General features: G+C 55.3%; 12 protein-coding genes and 3 pseudogenes. 6 read left to right on the forward strand and 9 right to left on the reverse strand.

Annotated features, from left to right (window positions below; all coding sequences use genetic code 11):
* Positions 1–143 precede the first annotated feature (143 nt).
* Both KHO23_RS27680 and KHO23_RS27685 read left to right on the forward strand, forming a co-directional pair.
* The gene (locus KHO23_RS27680) at positions 144–707 is read left to right on the forward strand and encodes an NADPH-dependent FMN reductase (protein WP_211615080.1); all 564 of its coding nucleotides are present in this window, start codon (positions 144–146) and stop codon (positions 705–707) included.
* A gap of 88 nt (positions 708–795) precedes the next feature.
* Complete coding sequence (locus KHO23_RS27685; protein ID WP_211615082.1) at positions 796–1,686, forward strand: LysR family transcriptional regulator; 891 nt, start codon at positions 796–798, stop codon at positions 1,684–1,686.
* 563 nt (positions 1,687–2,249) lie between these two features.
* On the opposite strand, the gene KHO23_RS27690 is transcribed toward KHO23_RS27685, so the two are convergent.
* The 8 genes and pseudogenes from KHO23_RS27690 to KHO23_RS27725 form a co-directional block, all read right to left on the reverse strand.
* Entirely contained in the window at positions 2,250–2,531 is a 282-nt protein-coding gene (locus tag KHO23_RS27690; RefSeq protein WP_211615084.1) for a YciI family protein, read from the reverse strand.
* A gap of 418 nt (positions 2,532–2,949) precedes the next feature.
* Positions 2,950–3,081: pseudogene (locus KHO23_RS35205) on the reverse strand (LLM class flavin-dependent oxidoreductase); the annotation flags it as partial.
* 135 nt (positions 3,082–3,216) lie between these two features.
* Positions 3,217–4,491 (reverse strand): amidase, encoded by a 1,275-nt coding sequence (locus KHO23_RS27700; RefSeq protein ID WP_211615088.1) that lies wholly within the window; start codon positions 4,489–4,491, stop codon positions 3,217–3,219.
* A gap of 178 nt (positions 4,492–4,669) precedes the next feature.
* On the reverse strand, positions 4,670–4,987 hold the full coding sequence (locus tag KHO23_RS27705) for a YciI family protein (protein WP_211615090.1): 318 nt from the start codon (positions 4,985–4,987) through the stop codon (positions 4,670–4,672).
* 3 nt (positions 4,988–4,990) lie between these two features.
* Positions 4,991–5,539 (reverse strand): 3-hydroxyanthranilate 3,4-dioxygenase, encoded by a 549-nt coding sequence (gene nbaC / locus KHO23_RS27710; protein WP_211615092.1) that lies wholly within the window; start codon positions 5,537–5,539, stop codon positions 4,991–4,993.
* A 37-nt stretch (positions 5,540–5,576) separates the two neighbouring features.
* Entirely contained in the window at positions 5,577–6,659 is a 1,083-nt protein-coding gene (locus KHO23_RS27715) for a maleylacetate reductase (protein WP_211615094.1), read from the reverse strand.
* Positions 6,649–6,951 carry a YciI family protein gene (locus tag KHO23_RS35495; protein WP_268963944.1) on the reverse strand — a complete coding sequence of 101 codons (303 nt, stop codon included), beginning with the start codon at positions 6,949–6,951 and terminating at the stop codon, positions 6,649–6,651. The genes KHO23_RS27715 and KHO23_RS35495 overlap by 11 nt, the downstream gene beginning before the upstream one ends.
* A 1,002-nt stretch (positions 6,952–7,953) precedes the next feature.
* Positions 7,954–8,943 carry an IS5 family transposase gene (locus KHO23_RS27725; RefSeq protein ID WP_211615097.1) on the reverse strand — a complete coding sequence of 330 codons (990 nt, stop codon included), beginning with the start codon at positions 8,941–8,943 and terminating at the stop codon, positions 7,954–7,956.
* Between the two features lie 348 nt (positions 8,944–9,291).
* Between KHO23_RS27725 and KHO23_RS27730 the strand changes: the two are divergent.
* Positions 9,292–10,011: pseudogene (locus KHO23_RS27730) on the forward strand (IS6 family transposase).
* 220 nt (positions 10,012–10,231) lie between these two features.
* On the opposite strand, the gene KHO23_RS27735 reads toward KHO23_RS27730, so the two are convergent.
* A complete protein-coding gene (locus tag KHO23_RS27735) occupies positions 10,232–10,561 on the reverse strand; it encodes a hypothetical protein (protein ID WP_211615100.1) in 330 nt (109 codons plus the stop codon).
* 1,365 nt (positions 10,562–11,926) lie between these two features.
* Between KHO23_RS27735 and KHO23_RS27745 the strand changes: the two are divergent.
* The 3 genes and pseudogenes from KHO23_RS27745 to KHO23_RS27755 all read left to right on the forward strand — a co-directional run.
* Positions 11,927–12,637 (forward strand): annotated as a pseudogene (locus KHO23_RS27745) (IS6 family transposase).
* A gap of 222 nt (positions 12,638–12,859) precedes the next feature.
* On the forward strand, positions 12,860–14,005 hold the full coding sequence (locus KHO23_RS27750) for a branched-chain amino acid ABC transporter substrate-binding protein (protein WP_211615106.1): 1,146 nt from the start codon (positions 12,860–12,862) through the stop codon (positions 14,003–14,005).
* Between the two features lie 194 nt (positions 14,006–14,199).
* Positions 14,200–14,317, forward strand: a 118-nt coding sequence (locus tag KHO23_RS27755) for an ABC transporter permease subunit (RefSeq protein WP_407946080.1), incomplete at its 3' end; no start/stop codon positions are given.

Genomic DNA, 14,317 nt, shown 5'->3' on the forward strand with positions numbered 1-14,317 from the left:
AGCGTGTTTGGACCGGGCGTGTCGTGTGCTTCATTGACCTCGATCACGGCCGCACTCTGGCAATCACATATTAACGGTCCGTGTTTGGCGTTCCCGTCATTGTTTTTCCGACGATCAACCAACTCTTCTCCCTGGACAACTCTATGTCAACGCCTAAAAAAGTCGCCACGCTCGTCGGTAGCGTACGCAAAGCATCTTTAAGTAAGAAGCTGGCCCTTCACCTCCAGTCACTTGCACCATGCGGACTGCAACTGGAGATCGTGGACCTGGGCAATCTTCCGTTGTTCAACCCGGACGAAGAAGCTGCGCCCCCGTCTCAATGGGTGTCATTCCGGGAGCAGGTTTCGCGGTCCGACGCAGTTCTTTTCATCACCCCAGAATACAACCGGTCAATTCCCGCAGCACTAAAAAACGCCATTGATATTGGGTCACGTCCCTACGGGCAGAGTGTATGGAATGCGAAGCCTGGCGCGATTATTTCGCTTTCTCCCGGTGCCCTAGGCGCATTCGGCGCCAATCATCACTTGCGCCAATCACTAGTATTTCTAAATGTCCCAACGTTGCAGCAGCCAGAGGCATATATCGGAAATGCTGAGAAACTGTTCGACGACAGCGGATCCCTTGTACCAGCAACCCAAGACTTCGCGATCACCTACCTTCGTGTTTTCGAACAATGGATCAATTCGAACATCACGCTTCCAGAGTGAATTTGGTTAAATTAGCCGCAGACATCCTAATGCCGTGCCGCTGTCGGTAAAGGTTGAATAACCAAGCCCGGTTTCGCGAAAAATTGCCATGAAGCATGAAACTGCAAACTCCCAGCACCTTAAAGTTTTCACAACGGTGGTCGAGACGGGCAGCTTTTCGCGGGCCGCGACTCAGCTAGACTGCACTCAATCCGTTGTCAGCTACACGATAGCAAGCCTCGAGTCGTATCTAGGGGTATCGCTGTTCGAGCGGACTCGTAGACGACCTGTCCTGACCCAGGTCGGGCGAGCAATTCTCGCTGAAGCTCGCAACATCGAAATGAAAATGCTGGACCTAAGAGCGCGGACGTCAGAATTCAAGCTCGGCGTAGAAACCGAGCTCTCTGTCGTAGTGGATGTAATGTTCCCATCAGCGCACCTGACGGATGTTCTCGTGCGATTCGCTCGTAGTTTCCCGAATGTTGCGCTCAACATCCGCATTGAAGCACTTGGCGGCGTTTTGCAAATGATTCTGGACAAGAGCTGTGAGATTGGGGTTTCGGGTGTGATTCACCCATGGCCAGACACCGTGGAAGTCGCCATACTTGGATCTGCGGAACTCGTACCCGTGGCTAGTCCACGACATCCCCTCGCGAACGTTACTGGCACCGTGTCTATGTCGGAACTTCGAAACCATACTCAATTGGTGTTGTCGGACCGCTGCGCTATAACTAAGAATCAAGATTTTGGCGTCTACGCTACGCATACATGGCGAATTGCCGATCTGACCACTAAGCATGATCTACTACGGACAGGCTTTGGATGGGGCACGATGCCTAGAGATAAAGTCAGCAAGGATCTAGAGACGGGGGCACTTGTTATCTTGAATTTGGGAAGCATGAGATCAATCTCATACGCCCTTCACATGGTGACTCGTATCGAGGAAGCACATGGCCCAGCGGCGGACTGGCTGGCCAAAGAACTGGCAATTCCAGAATAAACAAGTGGAACTCGCGATCAAAATCGCCATCTCATCTGCAGCGTGAGCGGCACCTCAGGTCAATTTACATGCGCCCCTGTCGACTGGAGTCTTCGCAGATTTTTCGTTGACCAATGCGGCGAGATGCCGAATATCCACGAAAACGGAAGTTCGATATGGTCCTTGAAGCAACCCTCCTCTTTCATTCGATAACTGACTTCTGCGAGATGCGTCAGAAACCCGTCCAAAGTGCCATGTCTTGTGCGGATGTGGCTCCGTCTGTGCCTCAAGCACCGTCGACCATTATGACCCGTAGTACGGCATGCATTTTTTCCCGTTCACGCGCAGTGCACGACGTCTCACACGTCAGAGGTTTTTGCATTTCTCTCACGCGTGCACTGTGATCGAATAGACATACGGCACCACTCCGCATGTAGAGCCACATTGAGGTCGCGAAGCATCGTCCAACGGAAGCATCCGTGCTGAAATTGCCCGGTTACACCAAAAATCTGAACAGCGGCATCTCAAGAAAATCGCTCAACAGGTCCCATATAAGGCCCGATTGTCGATCGCGGATTGGCAACCTACTTCGAACCCCAGCGTTCCAATGTCATTACCTTGAAAAGCCCCGATTCGACGAACGGTGATGCGTCGATCCAGGCACGCGCCACCGCCAAACCTTCAGCCTCGACGACAAGACACGTTCCGATGGGCGCCCCATCCACCGAGTAAAGTGCACCACCATGAATCATGCGACTGTCTGCAGGTCGCAAATTGTATTCCCGTTGGGCAACGGCCTTACCGTCACGAAGTTTTCCCGAGTCCGCATGATCGATACCGCGGAAAATGAATAACTGCTTTTCCATTGACTTTACTCTCCTTTTCAAGCGGCTTCTTGCACGTTCGCGTTTGTGTAATTGCTGTTCGGACAAAGCTCGATACTACAAGCGGTGCGACTCGACAAAGTCCCATGCGTCGAACGCATCGTTCGCGCTCATGGAGCACAGGCTCACGGTGATGAGGAAGTCGTACGTCCGGACAAGCAACTGGGCATGGCAAGATGAATCATGGCACCGTTGATCTCGACACTCTTCGGGATACCGTACAACCTAGGGGAAGACGATGTCGGCAGCTGGTCAGTGCGAAAAACGGATAATTGTTGAAACAAAATTAGGGACAACCACAACGGCCGACGCAATGCAAAAGAACCTCCAACAGCGTAAGTCAACAACCGAGTTCAATGGCGGCAGCGCCGGCAACGCCGTGCTTCTTCGCTTCAGCCTAGATGCAGTCGTTGGTCGAACGGAAGCTGTTTTTGCCGAGATCGCCGAGGTCCGGGAACGGTTCGTCAAGCGGGTATTGCGTGAAGTCGTGGTGCTCGAAGAAAAGGCCCAGATAAGCGAGCGCCTCCTCTACCGAGATCAGGTTCGCCAGCTTTACATGGATGTGCCTTGTCTTAAGGCGTGCGCGGAGCGCATTCACGTCGATAAATCGCTGTGTATCCTCGAATGATGCCTGAATGGCGAGCTTCACCGCTCGCCGCTATCCGCACTAGCCCACGCGCCGCAAGAATTCCCGTGCGAAAGTGAAAAGCGTCGACTCTTCGCCCGCCCGCCCCACCAATTGCACAGCGGTTCGCGGTCCCTTCTGATGGCCATGCGCGGCTGGGATCGTCAGAACCGGCAACCCAGTCAGAGAGAACGGCCTGGTGAACAGACCTGCCGCATCGGCAGCCTTTACTTCGTTTCCGTTGAGCATCACGTTGGCTTGGTTGATGACGAGAGCGTTGATCGGCACCACCGGCGCAACGATGACATCTACGTCGTCGGCATCGAAGACTGCCCGCACGGATCTTCCAAGACGATCCTGAGCGCGCCTAGCAAGTTCGTAGTCGGTCATCCGGATGCTGGCCGCAGCCGACAGTCTCTCTGCGATTGAGTCACTATAAAGACTAGGCATGTTCCGTAGTCTTGCCGAATGGTTCGCAACTGCTTCGAACGCCGTGAGCAGCGAGGCGGCCGCTAGGCTTTCCTCGATATGGGTCAATGCAAGATCTGGACTTTCGGGCCATTCGGATCGGACTTTGGCAAAGGCCTCGCGCACGGGCGCACTGCTGAGATGTCGATAATCGCCCGTTGCGAAACCCGGCACCAGTTCTCCATGACTAGCTAGACTCGAATCGGCTGGATTCAACGCGAACCAAACGGACGCGAGAGTATCCAGCGAGCAGGCGAGAATTCCGGCGTGATCAAGGCTTGGTGCAAGCGGCATGCTGCCCGTCAGCTGCAGGCCGCCGTAGGTCGGTTTCAGTGAAAAGATTCCACAGAAGGCGGCGGGCACTCTAACCGAACCGTTGGTGTCAGAGCCCACGGCGAAAGGGACGATGTCCGCTGCCACGGCAACCGCCGAGCCGCTCGATGATCCCCCGGTGTACAGTTCGCGATTCATCGGGTTAATGACCCGACCGTGGTGCGGGTTGTCCCCGAGAAATCCGTACGCGTACTCATCCATATGAGCGGTACCGAGAAGTATTGCACCCGCATCCGCGAGCCGACGTACGAGCCAAGCATCTTGGTCTGCTACCGCTATGGAGTCATCGGTGGGGCCGCCCGCCAGTGTCCGAATCCCTTTCACATCAAAAAGGTTCTTGACCACGTACGGCATACCAGCGAGCGGCGGCACCGATAGTCCAGCAGTGGCACGGCTGTCCAGCCGTGCGGCTTCCTGCAGCGCCCGGTCGCGCAATATCTGTGACATGCAGTTCCACTCGTCAGCGGATGCGCGATCTATGGTGCGCACAATCTCCTCTACGATCGTTTTAGCCATCACAATTCACCGGCTTCGTGGACGAAATCTCCTGGAGGCGCCATAGAAAGTCTGCGCACGCCGACAACCGGTCCACGCTGGCGCTGTGAGGCAGCCAGTTCGACCCAGCCGGCAATGCACCTTTGTCGATCGCGCTCAATTGCCCCAACAACCGGTATGGCAAGCCGATTTCGTCCATCTACTTGCCATCCACCGATTGCGGCGCTAGCTCGGGGCGCCATTGAGCACGACGCATACGGATGATGTCCACGCTCGCGTAGAGCCCTGCACGGCGGAATGGCTCGTTGACAGAGAAGGCTTCCGCTTCGGCACGGCTTCCAACATTGAGAATGAGCGTACTACCCACCCTCGTCTCGCCGTCTTCGTCGAGCATCGCGCCGCCGAGCACGATAAGTCCCGCATGGTCCGCGAGATAAGCGAGATGGGCTTCCTTGTGCATCGTCCGAACGTGCACCGACACCCGCGGGTTGTCCTTGCAATAAAGGATGTAGAGCATGTCTTATCTCCAGTCGTCACCGGTCCACTGCGGTGTTTTGGTCGGATCGGGAAGTACCGAGCTGCACTTCTTGCAGGTGCGTAGGTGCTCGTCCTCGTTAAACTCCTGGACGTAACGCTTGAGATTTGTTTCTATATCCTCGCACCAGAAATACACACTATGTAATTTGTTTCCGCAGTTCTCGCAGAACCACGCGATTCCGTCTTCCTCACCTTCCAAACGTGGTCGCTCGATGACCACCCCGACACTACCTGGAGGACGCCGTGGCGAGTGAAAGACGTTCTTTGGGAGATGGAAAATCTCGCCCTCGTTGATGCGATGCCGGACCACCTTGCCGTCCTCGACAGTGTCAACAAATATGTGGCCGTGCAACTGATAGAAAATTTCGTCCCACGGGTCGATGTGGAAATCGTTGCGTGCGTTCGGACCTTTAATGATCTGAAAAATGAAATCGGTTTTCTTGAAGACTTCCCGATTGCCGATTGCGCCAAGCGACGTTGGCAAATGCTCTTCCGTCCACGCGTCTAGGTTGAACGCGTCTGGTATTTTCATTTTCTTCTCCTGCATCTAGTTTCAATTCGATGTGTTGTTACTTGGCCGCAAGATCGCCTGCATACGCTTGAGCAAGAATAGCGTGTACATCGCCGACGGCGACGGGCCGCGGATTCGCGACGGGTGTTTCCAAGACCAGTCGCGCCACTGCCGGTATCTGGGCAGTTGTCAGCCCAAGCGACTTAAGGGTTGGAGGCGCTCCAAGTCGTATGGATAATTCCGCCAAACCTCTCGCCAAAGACCGTCCGGGGAACAGTCCGCTCAACTGAGCGAGAGCCGCCGCATGGTCAAAGTTCCAGTCGACGGAATAGGGCAAAAGAACGGTATGTGTCTGCGCGTGCGGAAGTCCAAACGTTCCGCCCAGTACATGACAGATGCGGTGATGCAGTCCCATCCCTACTTGGGATAGCACCTCACCACAGAGCCACGAACCGGTTAGGCACAATACTGCCGCTTGATCTGATTGACCCTTCGATGCGGCAAGCTCCTGCAAACCCGCTACCATCTTGCGGATACCGGTTTCGGCCAACGACTGCGTAAGGGGGTTAGCTTGCGGTGCATACAGCGCCTCGATTGCGTGAGCAACCGCGTTGATGCCGCTACACACGGCGACATCCAACGGCAGGCTCCCGAGAAGAGAGTGATCGTAGATGATCGTTTTCGGCAGGACGGCGGGATTTCTGACGGTGTGCTTCACCCCGTTTGCGGTCAAGCCAAAGTTCCATGTCACTTCTGAGCCGGAGAAGTTTGTCGGAATGGCAATGATCGGAAGACCCAAGCGGTCGCTCACTGCCTTAGCCGTATCGAGCGACGACCCGCCACCGAAGACCAGCAGTCCGTCAGCATCGCAGTTGCGCGCTGCCTCGACAGCACCGACGACGCTAGCCTCCGGCACATGCGGTACGACATCCGTAAATCTGCCGCCGGACAGCCGCTTCGCATCGTTGCCCCCAACGGCATCGAAATGCCGCGCCAGTTCGTCAGAACTGATGAGGAGAAACCGCTGTATGCCCGCAGCGGAAATCTCGTCCGCGAGTACGTCGACAATCGCCCTACTCCAAACGATGCGATGTCCTCGAAGATCAAGCGCAAAGTCCGCGCTCTTTGTGCTATCGGCCATAAGACCACCCCCACCGATCAATCGACGCCATCGCGAACAGTCCGGCGTTGTAGAACGGTTCGGCGCTGAGCCATGCCTCCACGTCCTGCTTTGAGTCGGCCTCAAGAATCAGGCATGACCCGATAGTTTGATCCTGAGCGTCATACAGCGGGCCGCCGTAAATCATCTTCACCGACGCCTCCTGACGTACATATTCTCGATGTGACTCGAGCAAGGTGTCGCGTATCCGATTCAACCCATCGTGATCGATGCCGCGAAATACAAAGAACAATCTATCCAATCTAACCTCCATTCATATCCACCATGACGCCATTGCACGCCTGATTCAGGGAAGGCCGCGCGCCGGAAAACGGCTTACGGCTATATTCGGTATCGGTAAGAAAATCAAGGAACGTCGAATAAAATTCGACGACACTGACTTCTCACTTCAGTTAAGCCGCGTGCCATCGATCGGACCGTAGCATTCGCAAATGATAATTGGCCGGTAGCGTGTTCGGCGTCTCATTCAAGCCCGTCGGCGAGCGCATTTTTGAATTGGATCGATCCGGCCACGGTTTTGAGTTGGCCCCGTCTATCGCGGAGCCGCCAACCAACTTCAATAGCCCTCCCGCGCTACATTCCCGACCGCACCAAACGCCATTCGGACAAAGCTTTCCAGAGCGCTCAGCATCATTCCTTTGAAGTAGCTTGCGCACGCACGTTGTGCGTCATGAGCAACAAGCTGCGAAGACGAATAGCGCCTAGAGACGAATACGATGCAATAACTCCAACCACCACGAATCCGCCCCGGTAAATTTCGAACGACTATTACATCGGATGCAGCGCGAAGACCGCATACCGCAAGCGATAACCGAAATGGCACTAAACTTTCATCCATAAGTTTTCCTACACTCTCCGACAACGCGAAAAGCAAATGGTTTGACCTAGAAGAGATGGTCGCCACTTGCCCATTCGCCAACAACGGATTCAAGCTCCGCATCAAGAGTGAGTCACCAATCGACGGTCAATCGTGAAATTTCACAATGGAGCCCGCCTATCGAATGTCTTGAGTGCTTCCGCCCGCACACGCGAGGCTACGATAGCAACCGTTCGCGCACCCACTCGGTTGATCGACGTCACGCAATATGAAGAGAGCTCTCTCCGTAGGAAACTTCAGTTCGAGTTTGAGTCGCGATGGCTGGCAACCTCATATCACCACAAGGCCACCTAGTTATTACCCAACAGCCGAACAGCGCGCTCAACATCTAAGGAAGGTCTGCGCAACTCGTTTTCGGAGCGCCGACCTTTTTGCCAATTAAATCCTATGTGTGATTAGAGTCTGCTGACATGGGCCGTCCGGCTTTTGAACCGTTACGGCCATCCACAGGTTGCCCAGCGCAAACAGCGTCGTGATCTGGCCAGTGTTCTTCATCAACCCGCGGTACCGTGTCTTCGTGTAGCCGATCTGCCGCTTGAGAACACGGAACGGATGTTCAACCTTGGCGCGGATACCAGCCTTCAGACGTTCGATTTCATCGTATATCGCGTCCAGCCGATCGCTCAGGTCCAGTTGTCTGCGCCTGCCTGGTTTCATCGCGACATGCCAGCGAACCGAATTCGCCTTGCAGCGTTTTTCGATACCCTGATAGCCGTCGTCAGCGTACACATCCGTTTCCTGGCCGTGCAATAACGCTTCGGCTGCATTGATATCGTGAACGTTGGCCGCTGTACCGATGACGGTGTGAACTAGGCCGAACTCCGCGTCCACGCCGACGTGGGCCTTCATCCCGAAGTACCATTGATTCCCCTTCTTCACCTGGTGCATTTCCGGGTCACGTTTGCCAGGGCCGTTCTTCGTCGAGCTGGCTGCTGAAATCGAGGTAGCGTCGACCGCGGATCCTGTCTCGAGCATCAAGCCTTTTTCGCTCAGGATCTCATTGACCAGTGTGAGCATCTGCGCTGCCAGCCCGTGCGTTTCGAGCAGGTGACGGAACCGGAGAATCGTGCTCTCGTCCGGCAAACGCGTCACACCCCCGTCCAGCCCTGCAAAGTCGCGGTAAAGCGGCACGTCATAAAGGGCCTCTTCCATCGCCGGGTCCGACAGACCAAACCACTGCTGCATGAAATGGAACTGCAACATCGTCGCAATCGGGAACGGCGGTCGCTCAGTCTTACCGGTCGGATAGTACGGTTCGATCAGCGCAATCAATCTCGCCCAAGGCACAACGCGCATCATCTCATCAAGAAATTCCCGCTTGCGCGTGCGTTTCGTTGAAAGATCCAGACCAAGACCAAGCTGTGTCATCAAGGCACTCCTTAAACTTTCCTATCTCCCAGGATAGTCCACCCGGACGTCGACGCCATGACTTTTGCAGACCTTCCCTAAGCCGAACTCGTTGGAAATGACTTTGCAGTCTCCGGATCTCTCAACATGTCTGTGCATCCATCGAGGTTCCATTACATCACGAATCAGAGGCTCGCAATCGTCCCATCGACTAGACGATCATTCCATCTGGAGGGACTATCATGGGTTCCGACACGGCATCGACCCGTGCGATATGACGATAAGATGTAAAGTGTGGTCATTACGGCTCCGGTGCAAATCGGAGAAGCCAGTAGGTTAAGCTCCGGTTTTGACTAGCGCGGGCAGGCTATGAGTAAGCTGACAGACGTCGACAGGCTGTTTAACGGCCGCCACTTCGACCACGAAGTCATCGTCCTGTGTGTGCGTTGGTACCTGCGTTACAAGCTCGGTTTTTGAGACCTCGTTGAAATGATGGCCGAGCGCGGGCTGTCGCTCGCGCACACCACGATCATGCGCTGGGTCAAACGCTTCACGCCGGAGTTCCTCAAGCGCTGGGACCGGTTTGCAAAATCCGCGGGTCGCTCGTGGAAAGTCGACGAAACGTATGTGAAAGTCCGTGGCAAATGGGTCTATCTTTACCGTGCAGTTGACCGCGCGGGAAAGACGGTCGACTTCCGGCTCAGCGCCAGGCGCGATGTCGCTGCGGCCAAGGCTTTCTTCGCGAAAGCGATCAGGAGTCAAGGGCTCGCTCCGAAGACAATCACACTGGACGGTTACGCTGCGTCTCACCGCGCGGTGCGGGAAATGAAGGCGGACCAGTTTCTGCCCGCGGACACGACGTTGCGATCGTCGAAGTATTTGAACAATTTGATCGAGCAGGATCATCGCAACATCAGGTCCAGGGTCAACGCAATGCTCGGCTTCAAACGCTTCAGGAATGCGGCCATTACGATATCGGGCGTGGAGTTGATGCATGGCATTCGCAAAGGTCAGTTCAACCTCGCACGGTTGTGCCTCAAAGATACCACTGCGCCCGCTGTTTGGAAGTCAGTCCTTTCAGCACGATGATGCAATAGTGAATACACCGTCTTTCGCTTGCGCCCGAAATTTGCACCACAGCCGAAAGCAGCAGCTAAGAGGCTCGAGTTCGAGTTGGATTCGCTGGCATGACGAATCTTATTCGTGGCAATTAAATAAAAAATTTATTAATAATTTTTTCACTTAGGCAGACTAAATTCAAAACGGCGGTATGGCAATGTTTCGCGGAAGGTGTTCTCCGGTTGATTTCCTAATCAGACATGACGGAAACCAGTGCGAACAAATTGGAATGTCCAACACTCCCATCGCCCAGATAGCCCAGAATCTTGAGGTGAACTTCTACCCGCACCTGATTGCCGATATGTCTCAATTCGCACTTATATAGCGATGCGGTTTTGTTTTCTTTATCGTAGACATAGGGCCACCTGCTGATCTCCTGCGCGACCGGGGTATCGGACAGAGTCTTGTAGTCCAGAAGGACTGTGGGAGAATTCAGCGTCACTACCGAGCCGACGTCAGCAAAGCTGGTCGAGAATTCATGGGGTAGTACCGACTGATGTGGCAAAGCCGGAGGAATCATCGTTCAACCGCCGTGGTGAATTGGAGGACGTTCATCGGAGAATGGGCGCGTGCAGCGGTGCTTAGGCCGCCGACCGATATATGGAGCGCGTGAACATTGGTTCGCTCCGGAACCTCCTTTCGCTGCTGATCAATCCCACGGTCTAGTAATGACGACACTTTACATCTTATCGTCATATCGCACGGGTCGATGCCGTGTCGGAACCCATGATAGTCCCTCCAGATGGAATGATCGTCTAGTCGATGGGACGATTGCGAGCCTCTGATTCGTGATGTAATGGAACCTCGATGGATGCACAGACATGTTGAGAGATCCGGAGACTGCAAAGTCATTTCCAACGAGTTCGGCTTTAACATCATTCACATGGGGGATGTGGTCGCGAAAAAGATCGCCAGCTCCCAGGAAACGAAAGTCGGCCTACTCGCAACGGCAGGCACGGTGAAGTCGGGAGTTTACGCAAATTCACTGACGAGATACGGGATAGATTGTGTTAAGCCCGATAGCTTTGAACTCCAGCTTCTTATGGCCGGAATCTACGACGGAGTAAATGCAGGCAAGTACGACGTTGGACGCGGTTGTTTTGTAGACGCGGTTGTTTTGTAGACGCGGTTGTTTTGTAGACGCGGTTGTTCACATGGCGAGGCTGACGGGCACGACGTGTTTCCTGATGGCATGTACTGAGATTCCACTGGTGCTGACTAATGGAGACGTACCTGCAGCCTTTATGCTCCACGCCCCATCTCAACTTACTGCTCGTGAATTGGCTCTTATAGCTATAAACAAGTGACTCAGGCTAACGTGCAGCCGCAACTATGCCGACCAATGGGCTAGACGTCATGAGTTAGAAATTGGCTTAGCAGCACCCGCACGATTGTCGGTCTGAATTTGCACACGCGAGGCATCGCGTTTAGACGGTGCGGACAACGCAACGCCGACTTTGTACTACTAACGACGTACTCCGCTCCTGCGGAGCCATGCGTTGTAAGGAGGCGATGATGAATTCAGCGCACAGTACTCTGCGTTTGTTGGTTGACAAATGGCTCGGCCTGAACCTTGGGACGCCAATTAGGGTCACGGCGTTCGGCCGGCGACCTTCGAGTCGGCGACGCTATGTTCGCGTCGAGGCATTGCGACCCGCGGGCGCGCTGACAATATATTTCTTCCTCCACGACGACGGCAATTGGTGTGTATTTCCGCCTGCACCAGAACGTCCAGCGATGACCGCTTTACGGTGGGCAGCCTGATCGTGGAGTCCGTCGGCGGAAGCCGCCCCAACGCCCTATTGTTATGGAGGCTCCGGTGCAAATCGGAGAAGCCAGTAGGTGAAGCTCCGGTTTTGACTAGCGCGGGCAGGCTATGAGTAAGCTGACAGACATCGACAGGCTGTTTAACGGCCGCCACTTCGACCACGAAGTCATCGTCCTGTGTGTGCGTTGGTACCTGCGTTACAAGCTCGGTTTTTGAGACCTCGTTGAAATGATGGCCGAGCGCGGGCTGTCGCTCGCGCACACCACGATCATGCGCTGGGTCAAACGCTTCACGCCGGAGTTCCTCAAGCGCTGGGACCGGTTTGCAAAATCCGCGGGGCGCTCGTGGAGAGTCGACGAAACGTATGTGAAAGTCCGTGGCAAATGGGTCTATCTTTACCGTGCAGTTGACCGCGCGGGAAAGACGGTCGACTTCCGGCTCAGCGCCAGGCGCGATGTCGCTGCGGCCAAGGCTTTCTTCGCGAAAGCGATCAGGAGTCAAGGGCTCGCTCCGAAGACAATCACACTGGACGGTTACGCTGCGTCTCACCGCGCGGTGCTGGAAATGAAGGCGGACCAGTTTCTGCCCGCGGACACGACGTTGCGATCGTCGAAGTATTTGAACAATTTGATCGAGCAGGATCATCGCAACATCAGGTCCAGGGTCAACGCAATGCTCGGCTTCAAACGCTTCAGGAATGCGGCCATTACGATATCGGGCGTGGAGTTGATGCATGGCATTCGCAAAGGTCAGTTCAACCTCGCACGGTTGTGCCTCAAAGATACCACTGCGCCCGCTGTTTGGAAGTCAGTCCTTTCAGCACGATGATGCAATAGTGAATACACCGTCTTTCGCTTGCGCCCGAAATTTGCACCATAGCCTCGGCTCTGAGCACTGACATGCCGGGAAGATCAGGCGGCGCAGGATGCGTCCTGCGCGCGCTGCCGACGTCTTGCCGGAAACACAGCGAAAAGTGACCCGTACGGGTGATTAAAGAAGGGTTTATAAGCAGCACTAATGAGATATATCAACCTAAAACTGGAGACTCGAATGACAACCAACCTGCAAAGAATGCTGCCGATCAGCGCGGCAGTCGCGCTGTTCGCAACCTTTGCCACCACCGCTCAGGCCGACGAAGTCGTCAGGATTGGTCACGTCGCTCCGTTGACCGGGGGCATCGCGCATCTGGGCAAGGACAACGAGAACGGCGCGCGTCTGGCCATTGAAGAAATCAACAAGAAGGGGCTGGTGATCGGCGGCCAGAAGGTCACACTGGAACTGGATGCCCAGGATGACGCGGCTGACCCGCGTACGGCAACCCAGGTCGCCCAGAAGCTGGTGGACGACAAAGTCCTAGCTGTGGTGGGCCACCTGAACTCGGGGACATCGATCCCAGCTTCGAAAATCTACAGCGACGCAGGCATCGTGCAGGTCTCGCCGTCGGCGACCAACCCGGTTTTCACGCTGCAAGGTTTCAAGACAACTTACCGCATCGTTGCGACCGATGCACAACAGGGCCCGGCGCTGGCCAACTTCGCCGCGAGGACGCTGAAAATTAAGAGCGTCGCGATCGTCGACGACTCCACCGCATACGGGCAAGGCCTCGCCAGTGAATTTGAAAAGGCCGCCAGGTCACTGGGCATCAATGTGCTGTCGCACGATGCGACGAACGACAAGGCCGTCGATTTCCGGGCAATCCTGACCAAGATCAAGGGCGAAAATCCCGAGGCGATCATGTACGGCGGCATGGACTCCACTGGCGGCCCGTTTTCCAAACAGGCGCGGCAACTCGGCGTGCGGGCGAAGGTGCTGGGTGGCGATGGCGTGTGTAATGACAACCTCGCGGATCTGGCTGGCGAAGCGGCTGATAATGTCGTCTGTTCGGTAGCCGGCGTGGCGTTCGAGAAAATGGCGGACGGTCCGGTGTTCCTCGCGAAGTACCAGCAGCGGTTCGGCCACCCGGTGGAGATGTACGCGCCGTACAGCTATGACGCCTTATACATCATCGTCGATGCGATGAAGCGGGCTAACTCGACGGATCCGGCGAAGATCCTCGCGGCGATGCCGATGACCGACCACAAGGGCGTAACCGGCGAAACGACCTTTGACGCGCATGGCGACCTGAAGCACGGCGTGATCTCGCTGTACACCTACAAGGGCGGCAAAAAGACGTTGCTCGACTTTGTCAGGTTGTAACGCTGCTTTTGGCCGGCTGGGAAGCCGGTCAATGCAGCGATGTCTGCCGCTAGGCTGCGCGGACATTACGCACATGCGCTCGACCGGGCGGTTCGGGCGCGTGTTCGAATTCGGCTGCACGAGCTAAGGAGCATTAAATGGATATCTTCATCCAGCAGGTCCTCAACGGGCTGGTGCTTGGCAGCGTTTAGACCATCATCACACTGGGCTATACGATGGTTTACGGCATCTTGGGCATCATCAACTTCGCGCACGGCGATGTGTTGATGGTGGGCGCGATGGTTGCGCTCTCAGCCATAGGCGTGCTTCAGA

The sequence above is a fragment of the Paraburkholderia haematera genome (genome assembly GCF_905220975.1).
GTDB lineage: Bacteria > Pseudomonadota > Gammaproteobacteria > Burkholderiales > Burkholderiaceae > Paraburkholderia > Paraburkholderia haematera.